The 19,437-nt window shown below is 33.7% G+C and carries 11 protein-coding genes; 7 read left to right on the forward strand and 4 right to left on the reverse strand.

Annotation, left to right across the window (positions count from 1 at the left end):
* Position 1 precedes the first annotated feature (1 nt).
* Positions 2-1,492: an Asp-tRNA(Asn)/Glu-tRNA(Gln) amidotransferase subunit GatA gene (gatA, locus tag ACFELY_RS04905; RefSeq protein ID WP_375333789.1), complete on the forward strand. Its 1,491-nt coding sequence runs from the start codon at positions 2-4 to the stop codon at positions 1,490-1,492.
* A gap of 163 nt (positions 1,493-1,655) precedes the next feature.
* Positions 1,656-3,152, forward strand: coding sequence for an NADH-quinone oxidoreductase subunit M (locus ACFELY_RS04910; RefSeq protein ID WP_375333790.1), 1,497 nt, complete (start codon positions 1,656-1,658; stop codon positions 3,150-3,152).
* Positions 3,153-3,413: 261 nt separating this feature from the next.
* On the opposite strand, the gene ACFELY_RS04915 is transcribed toward ACFELY_RS04910, so the two are convergent.
* The gene (locus ACFELY_RS04915) at positions 3,414-6,086 is read right to left on the reverse strand and encodes a palindromic element RPE1 domain-containing protein (RefSeq protein ID WP_375333791.1); all 2,673 of its coding nucleotides are present in this window, start codon (positions 6,084-6,086) and stop codon (positions 3,414-3,416) included.
* Between the two features lie 220 nt (positions 6,087-6,306).
* On the opposite strand from ACFELY_RS04915, the gene ACFELY_RS04920 reads away from it, so the two are divergent.
* Positions 6,307-7,611, forward strand: coding sequence for a UDP-glucose dehydrogenase family protein (locus ACFELY_RS04920; RefSeq protein ID WP_375334139.1), 1,305 nt, complete (start codon positions 6,307-6,309; stop codon positions 7,609-7,611).
* A complete protein-coding gene (dnaE, locus tag ACFELY_RS04925; protein ID WP_375333792.1) occupies positions 7,601-11,239 on the forward strand; it encodes a DNA polymerase III subunit alpha in 3,639 nt (1,212 codons plus the stop codon). Before ACFELY_RS04920 ends, dnaE begins: the two co-directional genes overlap by 11 nt.
* 538 nt (positions 11,240-11,777) lie before the next feature.
* Here dnaE and ACFELY_RS04930 read toward each other — a convergent pair.
* Complete coding sequence (locus ACFELY_RS04930; protein WP_375334140.1) at positions 11,778-12,599, reverse strand: alpha/beta hydrolase; 822 nt, start codon at positions 12,597-12,599, stop codon at positions 11,778-11,780.
* Positions 12,583-13,026, reverse strand: coding sequence for a single-stranded DNA-binding protein (gene ssb, locus ACFELY_RS04935; RefSeq protein WP_094649241.1), 444 nt, complete (start codon positions 13,024-13,026; stop codon positions 12,583-12,585). The genes ACFELY_RS04930 and ssb overlap by 17 nt, the downstream gene beginning before the upstream one ends.
* A gap of 106 nt (positions 13,027-13,132) precedes the next feature.
* Between ssb and uvrA the strand changes: the two genes are divergently transcribed.
* The 3 genes from uvrA to ACFELY_RS04950 all read left to right on the forward strand — a co-directional run bounded on the left by uvrA (position 13,133) and on the right by ACFELY_RS04950 (position 17,661).
* A complete protein-coding gene (gene uvrA / locus ACFELY_RS04940; RefSeq protein WP_375334141.1) occupies positions 13,133-15,991 on the forward strand; it encodes an excinuclease ABC subunit UvrA in 2,859 nt (952 codons plus the stop codon).
* 272 nt (positions 15,992-16,263) lie between these two features.
* Positions 16,264-17,097, forward strand: coding sequence for a 7-cyano-7-deazaguanine synthase (locus tag ACFELY_RS04945; RefSeq protein ID WP_341759325.1), 834 nt, complete (start codon positions 16,264-16,266; stop codon positions 17,095-17,097).
* Positions 17,098-17,112: 15 nt separating this feature from the next.
* Positions 17,113-17,661 carry a GNAT family N-acetyltransferase gene (locus ACFELY_RS04950; RefSeq protein ID WP_341759324.1) on the forward strand — a complete coding sequence of 183 codons (549 nt, stop codon included), beginning with the start codon at positions 17,113-17,115 and terminating at the stop codon, positions 17,659-17,661.
* A gap of 224 nt (positions 17,662-17,885) precedes the next feature.
* Here the strand turns inward: ACFELY_RS04950 and mgtE are convergent, their stop codons facing one another.
* Positions 17,886-19,256 (reverse strand): magnesium transporter, encoded by a 1,371-nt coding sequence (mgtE, locus tag ACFELY_RS04955; protein WP_341759323.1) that lies wholly within the window; start codon positions 19,254-19,256, stop codon positions 17,886-17,888.
* Between the last annotated feature and the right edge of the window lie 181 nt (positions 19,257-19,437).

The raw sequence follows: 19,437 nt of genomic DNA on the forward strand, positions 1-19,437 counted from the left end.
TATGTCAGAAATTGTAAAATTAACCATAACCCAAGCCCTGAAAGCACTAAAGAGCAAAGAATTCTCATGTGTTGAGCTAACTAAAGCTCATATTGCAGAAATGGATAAGCATAAAGAGCTGAATGCCTATATTACTGAAACTACAGATACGGCTTTACAGCAAGCTAAAATTGCTGATCAAAATTACCATAAAGGAATAGAAAAGTCATTAGAAGGAATTCCCATCTCTGTAAAAGATCTTTTTTGCACAAAAGGAGTGCTAACTACTGCAGGCTCAAGAATGCTTAGTAAATTTATACCAACATACGAATCGACTGTAAGTAATAAAGTGCAAGAGCATGGTACAATAATGCTTGGTAAGACTAATATGGATGAATTTGCCATGGGTTCTGCTAATATTACCAGCTATTTCGGCAATGTTATTAGTCCTTGGAAGGCTGTAGACGCACCTTCCACTCCACTAGTTCCAGGGGGGTCTTCTGGGGGAGCATCAGCTTCTGTTAGTGCTTTTTTAGCTATGGCAGCTCTTGGAAGTGATACAGGGGGCTCTGTTCGTCAACCTGCCAGTTATACCGGAGTTGTCGGATTCAAACCAACATATGGTCGATGTTCTAGATATGGGATGATTGCTTTTGCTAGTTCGCTTGACCAAGCTGGCGTGCTTACAAGAACTGTTGAAGATAACGCTTTAATGCTACAAGCCATGATGGGATTTGATGAGAAGGATTCTACTTCTATCGACTCCGAGGTACCACAACTAAGGTCAGCATGTAATGCTAGTGTAAAAAATATGAAGATAGGCGTTCCATTTGATCTTATGAGAAAACAGGGTATACAGCCTGACATTATTAAGATGTGGCAAAATACTATTGATATTCTTAAAAATGATGGGGTAGAAATTATTGATATTTCATTACCATATTCTAAATATGCACTATCTGCATATTATGTGATAGCACCTGCTGAAACCTCATCTAATTTATCAAGATATGATGGTGTAAGATATGGTTTTAGGGCAGAAAATGATGGAGTATCTATTGAAGAAATGTATCAAAAAACAAGGAGTGCTGGTTTTGGCTCTGAAGTTAAAAGACGTATTATGATTGGTACTTATTTGCTTTCATCTACTCTTATGGATGCTTATTATTTAAAAGCACAAAAAATAAGACGCTTGATTTCAGATGATTTTAACAAAGCTTTTGGGCGAGTTGAAGCAATAATTTTGCCATCTGCCCCATCCGAAGCCTTTAACTTAGGTGAGAAACAAGATAATCCTGTGATAATGTATTTAAACGATTTATTTACTATTCCAGCTAGTCTTGCCGGTCTTCCTTGTTGTTCTGTACCAGCTGCTTTATCTTCTAGAGGATTACCTCTTGGGATGCAAGTAATAGGCAAAGCCCTTGATGAATATAATACTTTAAAGGTAGCAGCAGCAATCGAGCGTGGTTCGAAAAATATTAGTTTTATATATTCTAATAAACGGAGTTAATTGGATTATTTAGGTTCTGCGAATATTTCTATTTAATGTGGAGATTTATAGGCGTTTTCGCCCGCAGAACCGCAGCGTACATTTAGTACGTGAGGATTCGAGGACGAAAACAACAAAGAAATCGCCCATTAAATAGAAATATTCACAGAGCCTAGAGTTTAGAATGTCAGATTTACCGATCTTATCAATAAGCATTTTCTTGCCTTTACTAAGTGCATTATATATTCTGCTGTTTATTAGACAGAGTAGGTCGGTTAATAAACAAGTTTATGCGATATATGTTGCAGTTTTAAGCTCTGTACTAACATTAATAGCTACTATTTGTTTATTAGTTCAATTTGATAGTACATCAAAACTTTATCAATTTGTCGAATGCTATAATTGGGTTCAATATATAGGTCTTGAATTCCACATTGGAGTCGATGGAATTTCAGTATTTTTTGTTGTTTTGACCAGCTTTTTAACCCTTATCTGTATTATAGCTAGTCTATTTACCGTCAAAAAATATATTAAAGAATTTTTGTTTTGTTTTTTATTAATTGAATCTTTTTGCATTGGGGCTTTTTCCTCAATGAATTTACTATTATTTTACTTATTTTTTGAAGTAATATTAATCCCGATGTATCTAATTATAGGAATTTGGGGAGGTGAAAATAGAGTCTATGCGGCTGTAAAGTTCTTCCTCTATACTTTCTTTGGTTCGGTATTTTTCTTATTGTCGTTGCTATATATTTATAGCCAATTTCACAGCTTTAATATGCTTGTTCTGAACGAATCAATACCTTTATTAGCATTATCGGTACAGAGAGTTTTATGGTTGGCAATCTTTATAGCCTTCGCGGTAAAAGTGCCTATGCTACCATTCCACACATGGCTTCCTGATGCACACGTACAAGCCCCAACTGCTGGGTCTGTCATTTTGGCTGGGATATTATTAAAACTTGGAGCATATGGTTTTTTACGAGTGTCATTACCAATGTTTCCAAATATATCAAAAGAATTTGCATTTTATGTATTAGTGCTGAGTATATTTGCTGTAATATATGGTTCATTAGTGGCACTAGCTCAAAGAGATATGAAAAAGATGATAGCTTATTCATCAATAGCTCATATGGGCTATGTTACTGCTGGGATTTTTAGTTTGACAGAAGTGGGAATTAAGGGGGCAATATATCAAATGATTAGTCATGGTGTGGTAGCATCTACTTTGTTTTTGATAGTTGGTACTTTATATGACAGATTGCATACTAAGGAAATAGACCAATATGGTGGTGTAGCAAATAAAATGCCAATACTTGCCACTTTGTTTATGATTGCCATGCTTGGCTCTATAGGTTTACCAGGCACTAGCGGTTTTATAGGAGAATTTTTAAGTTTAATAGGTATTTATCAAGCCAATATAGTGCTAGCTATAATAAGTGCTGTTGGTATTATTCTTGGAGCTGTTTATATGCTAAAACTTTACAAAGAAGTAATGCTAGGACAAATTACTAATGTTCAGGTTGCAAGCTTTAAAGATTTATATCTCTATGAAATGATTGCAATTATACCATTATGTATAACAATAATTTACTTAGGTTTGCTGCCAAATGCAATTATCAATATGCTTGATGTGTCAATTCACAAGATTTTGTTACAATTATTTTATGTTGTAAAATAGTTGTGATATAGTCAATTGATGAGAAATTGGTGACGTTGTTACTCGTCTCTCCTAACACCAAATTTTCCTGAATTAATATAGTTCATGGAAAGAAAGTTAAAGTACAAAACGTCATTGCAAGTATGCGTATGCCGATGAAGCAACCAACCTCACAATCGTCTATTAGCGAGGAGCCACTTTGCAGCGACACGGCAATCCAAAAAATAGTCAGGAATGGATTGCTTCGCCGGCATATGCATCCTCACAATGACGTTTATAGTTTTACTCCTTATATTTTAACTCTACAGAATAAGGAGCAACCTTTGAAAATACTTTACCAATTATTGGTATTTTAGTGATAATGGTACTAGCAAAAAAGAAAGAAGGTATTACATTACCTTTAAGCTTTATTTGGTGTTTATTAGTATCAATTGTACCTTTCATGGTAAAATCAAAAAATGGTCCAGTAGCTGATGTCTTAGCAATACTTACGGTATTACCTATATAACTAAAGCTACCTGTCATATTATTAAACAAGATATCCTTATTATTTAATATAAAACTCATAAAACCTGGAAACGAAACAAATGATACCATTCTAGTTAGAAAAGACATATCAGTAATAACAAAACGTTTTATGTCAAATGTCCCATCTAAGATTGGTATTATTTCGCCCTTCTTAACCTCATGTCTTTTTGTATCAAGTGTTAGATTTATAATACCAGACTTCATATTATTATACATACCAATACCTCTAAATAAAGCTCCAGCATTATCACAGGTAACTATCCATTGTTCTAGATCCTTTTTTTCTGTAAGTAGCATTTTAAAAGACTTAGTGCCAATTTTTGAATTTAAAGAACCAGAAAAGCATTTTATTTTATCACAATCAATTTGTAAATTAAGCTTATCAAGCATTATATTATTTTTTAACCTTACCCTATCTATATCAACTCTTAGATGAATATTTTGTGGTTCCCCTTCTTTTTCTAAAAATTGCATCATATTAGACCCAGACAGATCTAGTCGTTTCCCCTGAATTTCGGCATTTAAGCTATCTTTACCTACAAGCAATTTTCCTACTAGATCAGTTGTACCATAAGCAATAATCGGTAAAGTAACATCATACTTAGTATCTTGCACTTTAGCCTTGCCAACTATTTTTAAGTTATTTGCTCCTGAAAGGTCAAAATTAATATCACCTTTTAGACCATCATATAACTTACCAGTTAACACAAGTTTAGCTTCATCAGAAAGCTTTTTATGTATAGATATTTTATCAATATAAAATTCCAAATTTTTAAGATTAGCATTGGCTTTAATGAAGCCGGTATTAGATTGACCTCTGTTATTTCGTTGCTCTTTATATTCAAAATCTAGGATACTACTACCTGAAATTAACTTGAATATACCAAATTTCTGGTTATTACCGACAATAGTAGTTTTTACTTTTAATAGATGCTGGTAATCATCATGGTTATTATTATCGATATTATATTGATAGGTAAAATTACTGTCATAGTCATTAATTTTACCTGTACCTATTAAGTTTAGCTTATCACCATTAAATGTTCCGGTTATTTTTGCATTCTTTAGTATGATATTGTCACTAAATGCTTTAGCATTTACTCCAGTTATTATCGTAGAGATGTCATAGGTATTTTTTATAACTGGACTAATCGGTATTATTATGCCAATTTTTGAATTAGCGGTGCCAGTAATTTTTCTAAGGTCAATTCCTTGTTTTTTTACTTGGTTATAATCCTCATTTGACATAAAATCAATTAGGTCGATACCCGGTCCCTTAGCTATGGCACTGATGACAAAATTAGATTTATCCATCCCTTGCCAATCAAAGGTTATTACTCCATTGGAAATAAGGCTGTTACCGCTATATGCACGATTTAGTATAAACTTAACCGAGGCTCCAGATATAGTAATATCTGTATCAATTTTTCTTAAAGATGGAAAATCTGCATCGTATTTATATTCAAGGTCTACGACATGCAGCTTGGCTTTTACTAGAGAAATATTAGACCTCTTGCCTAACTCTACTTCTGCTGGTAATTTGGACGTCGATGCGGTACTCGAATCCTCACGTACACTAGAGTACGCTGCGGTTCTGCGTTCCGCGTCTCCTTCAAATTCCTCAGCATAAGCGAGTTTTGCAAGAGGTCTATTGTTTTCTAAAGAATTTTTATCAAAATTAATATCAAATTCTCCATTTCTGATATAACCATCTTTAATATATTCCTGTAAAAATAAAATTACTTGATTATCAGGGATAATTTTCTCAGCAATTTGATAAATCATTATAGGAATATTTTCAACATTACCATTAGCTTGAATTATGCTACCATCCAAGATACTATTGAATGATAGATATGCTTGATCACCAAATGTTAATTTGCAATTGATTAACTTCTTTGAAGTTGTAGAAATTTTACTTTCATAAGAACAAAGCCCTTCCCCCTTCGGTAATTTCTTACCATAACTATCGAGCAAAGTAATATTTTTTATAGGACTTAGGTTTAACTGTGTTTCAATCTTATTTTCAAAAAAATCTACAATATACTTAGCAGATATTTTAGTATCTATTATAGGTTGATTATCTTTAGAAATTAAGGAAAAACTATCTATATCAACAATACTAACAAGCAATGGTTTGTTTCTTATATCATCAATAAAAAAACTGATTTTGAAATCGTTAATCTCACTTTGGGTGTTATGTGCTAAATCCATAAATATTTTATCGATTGACAAAATGTTATTTCTTATTTGTAAATTACCAATTCGTATTTTGGTATTTTTTTTATCGAGGTAAAATTCTATTGCCCTCTTAATAGGCTTATCTAAATACCCTTTACTCCCGCTTAATATTAATAAACTTAAAGTTACTACAACTATACAAACTATTACGCTTAGGCTGATGAAAAATCTTTTAATGAGCATCATTTTATTATTTAGTATTTGGTCAATTAATGTATACTTTTACCCAAACATCATTGCGAGGAGCCGCTTTGCGGCAACGAAGCAATCCATATGACAAACTTCATGGATTGCCACGCTCACATACGTTCGCTCGCAATGACATCGGGTTAGGAGGCAACCTCCTAAATATAGCATTATAGCATAACAAAGTTGTTGCACTAGTATATAAGGATAATTAATGAATATTAAACTTCATGTTATAGGTACTGGTTACGTTGGGCTAGTATCTGGCGTAATGATGAGTTACCTAGGACACGACGTTACTTGTTTAGATAGTGATATTTCTAAGATCGACCAATTAAAAAAAAATATTTTACCAATTTATGAACCAAAACTAGCTGAATATTTACCGCCATTAGTAAAATCTGGTAAGTTACGATTTACAGCTAGCTATTCGGCTGAATTACAAAATTCACAAGCGGTATTTATTACGGTAGGAACACCGTCTCTACCTTCAGGAAAAGCTGATTTACAATATATATTTGCTGCTATCGATAATTTATGCCCTTGGATTAAAGATGATTGTTTGATTATTATAAAATCGACTGTACCTCCAACAACATGTAACCAAATTATTGATTATTTAAATAACAAGAATTTTAAATTTTCCGTTGCTTCAAATCCTGAATTTCTTAGAGAAGGTACTGCTATAGAGGATTTTTTAAACCCTGATAGAATATTAATTGGCACCAATAATAAACAGGCAGAAGATTTACTAAAAGAGATATATCGACCTTTGATTACCAAGAATATACCTATGGTAAGTACTGATTTGGTTACTGCAGAACTTACTAAATATGTCTCAAACGCTTTCTTAGCGACCAAAATTGCTTTTATTAATGAGATGGCAAATTTATGCGAGAAAATGGGAGCAAATACTAAAGACCTGTCTTGTGGGGTTGGACTAGATAAGAGAATAGGTAAAGAATTTTTAAATGTTGGACCCGGATTTGGTGGCTCATGTTTTCCTAAGGATATGTTAGCACTTGGACAAATAGCTAAACATTATCAATGTAATTTTCAAATAGTTAATTCTGTTATAAATAGTAATTATCAGAGACCATATGATATGGTAGATAAAATTCATGATATCATAGGCAATAATTTACATAATAAAGTTATTAGCATATTGGGTCTGACTTTTAAGGCTGGTACGGATGATGTTAGAGAGAGTCCAGCTATTAAGATCGTCAAAATCTTAGTTGATAAAGGAGCAAATATTAGAGTCTTCGATCCGGTAGGTATGAATAATGCTAAAAAAGAAGTAAAAAATGTATTTTTTGCTGATTCAGCACTTAGTGCATGCAAAAATAGTGATATAATTATAGTGGCTACCGAATGGTCGGAGTTTAAAGATTTAGATTGGTCGCTTATTCGCCATCAAGTTAAATCTCCTATAATTCTTGATCTCAGGCATATTCTTGATGGAGATATGCTAAAGGCTCTTGGATTTAAATATTATCTTATTGGTATAAAAGATGCAGTTTGATTTCATTCACTTAAGAGTACAAAGTTCATATTCATTTCTTGAGAGTGCTTTAACAATTGATCGTATAGTGGAATTAGCTAAATTGCATAAAATACCAGCAATTTGTTTAGCCGATAGGGGGAATTTATTTGGCTCGTTAGAATTTGCTCTAGCTAGCTGTAAAGCAGGAATACAACCTATAAATGCGGCAATTGTAAATATTGCTTTTACCGAGAATAGTTTTTGTGAAATTGTGCTTATTGCCAAGGATGAAATTGGTTATAAGAATCTGCTAAAGGCGGTTAGTGATAGTTTTACTAAAAATGATCGTAAAATTTGCAATCATATTATTTTTGATGATTTAGTTAAGTACCAGGAAGGGCTGATTATTTTATCCGGTTATACTGATGGTATAATTGGTAAAAGTCTTATTGCTAAGGATGAGGAATTAGCCATTTTTTGGGCAACTAAGCTACAAAGCATTTTTGCTGATCGTTTCTATTTTGAGATTATGCGACATAATCTAGCAGTAGAACAATCTATAGAAGAAAGTTATATAAAAATAGCCAGTAATCTTGGTATTCCACTAGTTGCTACCAATAAAGTATTGTTTAGTGATGTTAATATGCATGATGCCCATGACGTATTATTATGTATATCTACTGGGGTTAGTAAAGAAGTGGAGGATCGTAAAAAGGTAAGTAACGAATGTTATTTTAAATCACCAAAAGAAATGCTAGAACTTTTTAGTGATTTACCTAATGCTGTACAGAATACGGTACATTTAGCCCAAAGATGCTATTTTATGGCACATGCTAATCCACCAATGTTACCAAATTTCTCTAGTCTAAATATTAATGAAGTAGACATAATTAAAAAAGAATCGACAGCCGGATTACTATTAAGACTTGCTACAAAATTTAAACGAGAAAATATTGCCATAGATCAGCAGGAAGATGTTAAACAGCAATATTTAACTCGTCTTAATTATGAACTAGATATCATTTGTCGAATGGATTTTTCTGGCTATTTCCTGATAGTTTCTGATTTTATAAAATGGAGCAAGCAACAAGGTATTATGGTAGGTCCTGGTAGAGGTTCTGGGGTAGGATCAGTAGTTGCGTGGAGTCTTTTAATCACTGATCTTGATCCTCTTAAGTTCGGTCTATTATTTGAGCGTTTTCTTAACCCAGAACGTATATCAATGCCAGATTTTGATATTGACTTTTGTCAAGAGCGACGAGGGGAAGTTATAAATTACGTATGTTCTAAATATGGGGATAACAAAGTTGGACAAATCATCACTTTTGGTAAGATGCAAGCAAAAGCTGTGATCAAAGATGTCTCACGAGTTCTTGGTTTACCTTATAAATATGCTGAATATTTAACTGATCTTGTACCATTTAATGCTGTTTCTCCTGTTACACTAAATCAGGCTATTAAGGAAATAAAGGAGTTAAGTATAGCAGCACGTGGTGAAGGTTTGTATAATTTAGATGGTCAAGAGGAGTTGATCAAACAAGTTCTGGACACATCTTTAGTACTTGAGGGGCTTAATAGACATGCTTCTACTCATGCAGCAGGAATTGTGATAGCTGGCAAAGATTTAGTAGAAATATTACCGGTTTATAAAGACCTAAACTCGGAAATGTTGGTAGTGCAATATTCGATGAAATATGCTGAGATTGCTGGTTTAATTAAATTTGATTTTTTAGGACTGCAAACTCTAACTGTCATTACTAAATGTCTAGAACTGCTAAAAGAGCAGAACATAAATATTGATTTTACTAATATGCTATTTGATGATCAAAAAACTTATGAAATGCTATGTAGTGGTCGAACTATTGGGGTATTCCAATTTGAAAGCAACGGAATGCAGGATAGTTTAAGGCGTCTTAAACCTGACTCCATTCAAGATATAATAGCGTTAGGAGCGTTATACCGTCCTGGTCCGATGGAGAACATCCCAACTTATATTGCTTGTAAACATGGTTTGCAACAACCGGATTACCTGCATGAGATGCTTAAACCAATTCTAGAAGAAACTTATGGAGTTATTATCTATCAAGAACAGGTCTTAGAAATTGCCAAAGAAATGGCAGGCTATAGTTTAGGTGGAGCAGATATACTTCGTAAAGCTATGGGAAAAAAAATAAAATCCGAAATGGCAGAACAAGAAGAAAGTTTTGTGAAAGGGGCAATAGCCAAAGGTATCTCACGTCAGCAAGCCCAATCCATTTTTGCAACGGTAGCTAAATTTGCTAGCTATGGTTTTAATAAAGCCCACGCATCAGCTTATGGAGTAATATCTTATCAAACAGCCTATCTGAAAGCTAATTTCCCAGCTGAATTCTTGGTAGTGTGCTTAAATCTTGAACTAAATAACCATGATAAAATCAATCTATTCATTCAAGAAGCCAAAAATAATAACATTGCTATTATCCCTCCTAATATCAATCTTTCCTCTGGTTATTTTAGTACTATAGCTACATCACAAGAAGCTGAAGAGTATGTCGAAAATCCTAAATCTATAACAGACCTTCTGCATAAGTCAAAAATAGTTGAGGGATTTTTAGAAGAAACGAAGCCGAGCACCGCAGCGTACATAGACGTACGTGAGGAGCGAAGGCGAGTTTCGACGACAAAATCACCAACTAGATTGGCTTATGCAGGAGGTCTAATTTATGCCCTAGCTGCTATTAAAAGCGTTACGGTTGATTTTGCTAGAATATTAGTAGAAGAACGAGTTAAAAATGGTAAATTTAAAAATATTATAGATGTTATTGAAAGGCTACCGCTTAAATCAATTAATCGAAAATTATTAGAAAATCTTATTAAAGCTGGATGTTTTGATACACTACATTCTAATCGTAATCAGTTATTATTAAGTATCTCTAAACTTCTAGCTTATGCTTCTTCCTATCATGCCGAAAAAATTTCTGATCAATTTAGTCTGATTAAGGTAAGTTCCATAAATCAGCAAATTTTAATTGACGCAGAACCACTGGATAATAATACTGCATCTTGCTATGAATTTGAGGTATTAGGGCTGTTTATTACATTACATCCATTATCAAAACATCAAGATTTGCTATCCCGGCTTAATATTTCGACTTCAATTAACCTACAAAATGACTTTCTAGATGGTTCAAGTCAGATAAGGATAGCTGGTGTAATACAAAAAAAAGATTCACGTATGTCATCTCGCGGCAGATTTATCACTTTACAACTATCTGATCAATTTGGCATTTTTGAACTGACTATTTATAGTGAAGAAATATTAAAGAATTTCGTTCATTTACTCGATGTTCAAAGTTTAGTGGTAGTGAGTTGTGATTTGTTTAAAGACGCTGGAGGAATAAGACTAATCGCTAAAAGTTTCGCAACTATTGATGATATAATAAATGAAGAGCGATTAGAGATAAAACTATACCCACAAAATCATTCTGAATTATGTCAAATAGTCGATTTGCTGAAAAAGCGTATTAACCCTGAACGTAATAATATCAGAATAATTTTATTGCTTAAGGTTAGTATAGATAATAACTTTACAGCTAAAATATGTTTACCAGAGATTTTGTCTCTAGAAACTGAAGATTTTGAATTTCTCAATCAATTTACGTCATGTTCTGCAAAGCTAGGGACATAGTACCCTACAATTTTTATTCTATAAGTATTAAACAGCATAAAACGTCATTGCGAGGAGTGCGAAAACCGCACGACGAAGCAATCCATATAATCTTGATGTATCTATACTAATTCTTATGGATTGCTTTGTCGCTACTAAAGTAGCTCTGAGCCATGACGCTTAGCAGTCAGCTTTTTTACTCATCATAAGAAAATAAATAAAAAATTGTAGGGTACTATAAGCTAGGAGTCGGAAATAACTAAGCAAAACTAATTATTAAGTCACTTATAAAAAAGCTAGTAAGTAAAATAATGATAACACAATTTTTTAAAAAAAGAAGAAATTATTTAGATAAATATCAATTATAAATTATACAATTTGGAATTATAAGTTTTCGTGATAGTATTATACAATCACCAAGCGTCTATTAGCGAGGAGCCACTTTTAGTGGCATTAATGCAATCCAAGAATAATGGATTGCCACGAGAACTATGTGGGATAGCAATTATCTTTTTTACTTTTTTCTGTGATATGCTCACATCAAAAGAACCTATTCGGATTAATATCTGCAGGTAAGATTAATTTTCAGCACATCCTGCCACACCTTATCCCAACCTTTGGTATGAGTAATATTAGGAAAAATCTTTTGCTGTATACAATTTGAAGAACTAGCTTTTATATAGCCATGCATAATACTGCTAGGTACTATTTTATCCTTGCTTTCTGAAATATGTAATTGTGGGATATTATTGATTTTTATGGCATAATCTATGGGATTTAATGACTTCTTTAATCCATATACTTTATGATGTTTACTAAAATTTTTAATATCAAGATTACCGGCTACAGTTATTATATCTTTAATATGTTTATTTCTTGCTGCCACCAAGATAGCAACACTTCCCCCACCAGAGAAACCAACTAAACTAGCTGGCTTATCATTATTTATACTATTTATTACTATGTTTGTTGATTCTATAACCTCTTCAGCCATTCTTTTGTCTGTCCAATAGACTTGATTACAATTAGGATTAAGCTCTACTGGTGTATATTGGCATGGACGAGCTATATAAACTACATTAGGTCTAGTATCAAGAGTAGCAAGCTTAAACAACATAATCTTGGAAGGAGTCGGATTGCTAGCGACGGCATAACGTCCAATACTTCCATCACCCTCAATATAAAATACATAAGGGCTATCTTTATCCGAGATATGTTGGTAAGTTGTAATGACAAAATCCCCAGCCTTAACAAGTTTTTTCTCAAACCTGTTTATTGATGCTAGTTTTGCTGCTTCCTCAACCCTTGTTTCTATAGACGAAACACAAGAAGAAAGAGCCAAAGATAAAGAAACTACCGCAACTCTAGAAAGGTATTTCATCATCTAAATCGCTATGGTCAAAGTTAGTAACCGTATTTTTGGGTACAACAGTATCTGATGTTTGAATGCCAACACCTTTAGAATCTAACAATATAAATTGTGAGTTAAAATTCTGCAGCACTATTTCTGTCGTATATTTTTCATGCCCAAGGTTATCTACCCATTTTCTAGTTTGTAAAATACCTTCTAAGTAAACTCTAGTTCCTTTTTTGGCATAATTCTTTACAACAGATACCAAACCTTCACTAAATACTACTACTCTATGCCATTCGGTTTTTTCTTTCTTCTCTCCAGTAGTACGATCTTTCCATGTCTCAGAAGTAGCAACACTAAAACTTGCTATCTCTTTACCGTCAGCCGTATGCCTAATTTCTGGATCACGTCCTAAATTACCTATTAATATTGCTTTATTTAAACTACCAGCCACAAATCATTACCTAATTTATTTAAAAATTTATTATTGCAATAATAATCCAAAACGACCTATAATGCTACAAGTTTTTTGAAAGTTCCTTAAAAATTTATAACAAATTATTATGCAAGAATATATTAAAGTTCGTGGTGCTAAGGAGCATAATTTAAAAAATATAAATGTTGATATTCCTAGAAATAAGTTTGTGGTAATTACTGGGCTTAGTGGTTCTGGTAAGTCTTCATTAGCCTTTGATACTATTTATGCTGAAGGGCAACGTAGATATGTTGAAAGCCTGTCTTCTTATGCTAGACAATTCTTACATCTTCAGGATAAGCCTGATGTTGAGTCAGTCTCTGGTTTGTCGCCGGCAATAGCTATTGATCAAAAAACTACATCTAAAAATCCACGCTCTACAGTGGGTACGATAACTGAGATTTATGATTATTTGAGATTACTATATGCAAGAGTAGGAGTCCCATATTCTCCAGCAACAGGTCTACCTATCAAGAATCAGACTATATCAGAGATGATAGATGCCATTCTTGCCTTTCCTAAAGCAAGTAAATTATACATTTTAGCTCCGATTGTCCGAGGACATAAGGGTGAGTTTAGACGTGAAATTCTTGATCTTAGAAAACAGGGTTTTGGCAGATTGGTAATTAACAATGAAATTTATGAGATTGATAATCTGCCAAAATTTGACAAAAATAAAAAACATAATATTGAAGTAATTGTTGATAGGATTTCTCTAGAAGGTGATTTAGGCAATAGACTTGCAGATAGTTTGGAAATAGCTCTTAAATTGGCAGATGGTATAGTATATGTCGAGATTGTTGATTTACCAAACGGAGTAGATACCACCCTTACTAAAGGCTCGAGAATCATTTTTTCAGAAAAATATTCTTGTCCAGTTTCTGGTTTCCAGATTACTGAGATAGAACCAAGAATTTTTTCCTTTAATAGCCCATTTGGTGCTTGTCCTAAATGTGAAGGTCTTGGCAAAGAATTATTTCTTGATAAAGACTTAATTATTCCCGATAGCAGAGTTAGTATTAAGGATGGAGCTATAGCCCCCTGGGGTAAAATATCCTCAAAGTTCTTTTTAGAAACATTAAAAGCCTTAGCAACTCATTACAAATTTTCATTAGACACGCCCTTTACAGAATTATCAAATACGATACAGCAAATATTGCTCCATGGGTCTGGTGATGAAGTTATAGATTTTCAATATCATGATGGTTCTAAATCTCAGATTATTCAGCAGCCTTTTGCCGGAATAATACCTAGCTTACAAGAAAAAGAGCGTAAGACTGATTCCTCTTTAGTAAAAGAAGAATTATTAAAATACAAAGCAGAACACAAATGTACAGCTTGTGAAGGTTATAGATTAAAGACAGAGTCTCTTTGTATTAAAATTGCTGATATGCATATAGGACAAGTATCTGCCTTGAGTATTTTACAACTACAAAAATGGTTTAATCAATTAGACCAACAGCTTAATAAAAGACAAGTAGCTATTGCCGAGCGTATATTAAAGGAAATCAAGGAAAGGTTACAATTTCTTATGAATGTTGGTCTTGAATATCTTGCTTTGTCTAGAGGGTCAGGTACTTTATCCGGTGGAGAAAGCCAGCGTATTCGTTTAGCGTCACAAATTGGTTCAGGACTTAGTGGGGTGTTATATGTACTTGACGAGCCGTCAATTGGTTTACATCAGCGTGATAATGCTCGCTTAATAGAAACTCTCAAAAATCTTCGAGACCTTGGTAATACAGTGCTGGTTGTTGAGCATGATGAAGAAACAATGTATGAATCGGATCACATTATTGATGTTGGACCAGGTGCCGGTATTCATGGTGGACATATAGTAGCCCAAGGAACAATTGAGGAAATTAAACAATGTGCAAATAGCATAACTGGCAGCTATTTAAGTGGTAAGCAATTTATTGAAGTACCAGCAAATACTCGAATACCCTCTTTCGGTAAGGTAATAGCCTTAACTGGGGCTGTGTCTAATAATTTACAAAATGTTAATATTACGATCCCTTTGGGTAGTTTTACAGCAATAACCGGTGTATCCGGTGGAGGAAAATCAAGCTTAATAATTCATACTTTATATAAAGCCGCTTTAAAGTTTTTAGAACCATCTTCAAAAGTCTTTCCGGGAGAATATAAATCAATTACTGGTCTTGAATATATTGATAAGGTTATTGATATCAATCAGTCGCCAATAGGTCGTACACCAAGATCAAACCCAGCAACTTATACAGGGGCATTTACCCATATTAGAGACTGGTTTGCTGAATTACCAACTGCAAAAACTCGGGGTTATAAAGTTGGTAGGTTTTCATTCAATGTTAAAGGTGGAAGATGCGAATCATGTCAAGGTGATGGTCTGATTAAAATAGAAATGCATTTTTTACCTGATATTTATGTAAAATGTGATGTGTGTAATGGCGATAGATATAACAGAGAGACTCTTGAAATTAAATATAAGGATAAGTCTATATCTGATGTTCTTAGGATGACAGTTGAAGATGCTATGAGCTTTTTTGAGAAAGTACCATTAATTTACGAAAAACTGGTTACTTTAAATGAGGTAGGACTTGGTTATATAAAAATTGGTCAATCGGCTACTACTTTGTCTGGGGGTGAAGCACAAAGGATAAAATTAGCTAAGGAATTATCAAAACGCTCAACTGGTAAAACTTTATACATACTTGATGAACCAACAACAGGTTTACACATAGATGATATTAATAAATTGCTTAAAGTATTACATAAATTAGTTGACATGGGTAATACGGTGGTAGTTATTGAGCATAACCTAGATGTTGTAAAAACAGCGGATTACGTTATAGATGTTGGTCCTGAGGGAGGGGATAAAGGTGGTAGCATAGTAGTTACTGGAACTCCAAAGGATATTGCGGCTTGCAGTGAGAGCCATACTGGAAAATATTTAAAAAATTATCTATAATTAGCTTAGTGGAAAAAAATTTTGCTATATACTCAAAGATATAGAAGTCCAATAGGTCATTACGAGAAGCCACTTAGTAGCGATGAAGCAATGCTGTTTTGTCATACCTGCGTAGGCAGGTATCCAGATTCCTGCCTACGCGGGAATGACAATGGGAAGCGGGAATGATAACTTGCAAGTGCTTAGTCGAGTGATACTACGGCTCGCTAATAGGCAGAGTAGTGCTAATCGGATTAGCTATATATATTAATGATAAACGGATGCAGATTATTATGAAAAAGGCAGTAGCTTTAGTTAGTGGTGGTGCAGATTCAGCTACCGTACTAGCCATGATGGAAAAAATGAATTACGAAATTTATGCCATAAGTTTCAACTATTCTCAACGCAATAATGTTGAACTGGAGAAGGTTAAGCAATTAGTTAACAACTATAACATCAAACAGCATAAAATTGTAAATATTGATTTACGTAACTTTGGCGGATCAGCTCTTACTGACAATGCCATAGACGTACCAAAATATAAAGATCATAGTGAATTACAGAATGATCTATACTCAAAGCAGCAGATTATATACTCAAATGATTTGGAGAATTGGAACGTAAAACAAGGGGTGAGCGAGCGGAGCGTACACTTAGTACGTGAGCACGCTAATGCCCCGAAGTTTTGCGGAACCAATTCTTCAAATCATTTGAGTATACCAGTTACTTATGTACCAGCACGTAACACCATATTTTTAAGTTATGCTTTAGGATTTAGTGAAATAATAGGAGCTTTTGATATTTTTATAGGGATACATGCAACTGATTCCGCTAATTATCCAGATTGCCGTCTGGAATATTTAGCAGCTTTTAATAATCTGGCAAATCTGGCAACTGCTGTAGGAGTTTCAGGTAAACAAATTACCATTCATGCTCCCTTAATAAATATGTCAAAGGGAGAAATTATCAAGGCTGGTCTAGAATTAGGGGTAGATTATTCCAAAACGATTTCTTGTTATGATCCATCAGATGATGGGCTATCTTGTGGCACATGTCTTTCATGCTTAACTAGACTTAAAGCCTTTGAAGAGAATAATGTAACTGACCCCGCTAATTATAAAAAATAAATTATTTTCTAACATATGCTGAACCACTCTATATATCATCAATTTCCTGTATTAGACCTAGGTAATATAGTGCTTAGGGAATTAACTAGTGATGATTCCGAAAACTATTTTACCTATATGAATAAGCCAGAAATGCTACCATTCCTGACCGAACAAAATTGTCCATCGGACACGGCTCAAGCTACTGATGAGATAAGATATTGGTCCAGCTTATTTCATAATCATCGGGGATTTTACTGGGCTATTTCCCTCAAAGATACTAATAAACTTATAGGGACTGTTGGGTTTAATAGTGTTTCTGCAATGCACCTCAAAGCAGAAATAAGTTACGATCTTGATCCGGAATTTTGGGGTAAAGGAATTATGCTGAAATCTATCAAAGCTATTTTAAGGTTTATCGAATATGCTGGAATTGTTCGCACCCAAGCAACTGTTATAACTGACAATACTCGCTCAATTAAGGTTTTGGAACGATGTAATTTTGTTAAAGAGGGATTGCTCAAAAAATATGAGATTGTGCAAGGAATACATAGAGATTATTATATTTATGCTAAAGTGCTGTAGCGAGCGTTCACGGAAAAAAAGTTAAAGTACAAGATGTTATTGCGAGGAGTACACAAGCCTCAAACGTCATTGCGAAGAGACCATAGGTCGACGAAGCAATCCAAAAAATGACCAGGAATGGATTGCTTAGTCGGCTACGCCTTCTCGCAATGACGTTTTTATGCTGTTGTAATACTTATAGAATAAAAATTGTAGGGTACTATGCACTAATTTAATCTGTTTCACTATACCAAAAAGATATAAGCTAAAGTTAGGAAGGCAAAATATCCAAACGAGTCGGTTATGGCGGTCAGGAATACACCTGAACCAGTGGCAGGATCAATATTTAAATAATGTAGAGTAATTGGTATTGCCGAACCAAAAAGACCAGCAATTAAGAAAGTTAGGATAACGGCTATGGAAAAAACTAAGCTAATCTGTGGATCAGAAAGCATTACTAAGATTAACAGTGCACCAACTAATGCCAATATAGAACCGTTAAATCCACATACAACCACTTCTTTAAGGAGTACTTTTAACACATTATTATGATGGATATCTTTGTTGGCAAGGGCTCTGACTGTTACTGTCATGGCTTGGGTTCCAGCATTTCCCCCCATAGAAGCAACAATAGGCGTGATAGCTGCCAATGTTATAAATTTGGCAATAGTTACACTGTACTGATTAATAATTATCGATGTCATACAAGCGGTAATTAGATTGACAAATAACCAAGGAAATCTATGTCTTACAGTATAAAATAGATTGTAGAATGTATCTTGGGTATAAACACCACCAAGTGACATTATATCTTTTTCTGTTTGTTGTTCAATGATGTAGAGCATATTGTCTATTGAAATGGTACCTATTAATTTACCGCTTTTATTGACCACTGGTACAATTGTTAAAGCATATTGCTTAAAAATAAAACTTAACTCACTTAAGTTAGTAAAGAGATCAGTAATTTTAAATTCAGGATTCATCAGATATTTTACTAATTCATTTCCTTTATGCTTAAGTAAAGTGCTTAGAAGTATAGTGCCTATAGGTCGATATTTATTATCTGTCACAATAGCAGCATGAAAATCTTGTGCTATATGTTGCTGTCTAATAAAATCTATAGCCATAGCTACTGTCCAATCTTCTTGAAATGACACAAAATGTCTTTCAATTACTCTACCAACACTGTCTTCTGGATAAGTACACCCTTCGATAATTTGTTGTCTCTTTTCTATTTTGAGATTATCTAAGATCATTTCTTTTGTTATATCATCAAGATCTTCTATAACTTCAACAGCATCTTCTATGGCAAGTTGATTAATTAAATGTACCGTTTTCTCTATACCTAAAGTTTGGATTATAAGTGGTTTTCTGCTTACACTAAGCTGTACTAGAGTCTCAGGCTTTAGTGTATCTTTTAACAAGGGAAGAATTATTTTATATGTTCTATGATTTACATTATCTAAGAAATCTGCAAGATCTGCATAATGGAGATTAGTCATAATCTCCACAGCTTTATCAACATCATCATTATTCAGAAGATTATTAATCTGCTCAAACGTTTCATCAAATTGGTTTTGATGGATTGATAACATACTTTTTAGTTGATTCTGCATAACTCCTCGTTTAGTGCATATTCTGGATAACGAGTTATCTAGAATGCAGTTATATACTCAAATGATTTGGAGAATTGGATTTGAAAATGAGGAGCGAGCATACCCAGCGTACGTGAGTATTCAAGTCTCTGATATTTTCAAAGAACAATTCTTCAAATCATTTGAGTATCAATGTAGAAAT

Source organism: Candidatus Tisiphia endosymbiont of Xenochironomus xenolabis (assembly GCF_964264705.1).
Classification (GTDB): domain Bacteria; phylum Pseudomonadota; class Alphaproteobacteria; order Rickettsiales; family Rickettsiaceae; genus Tisiphia.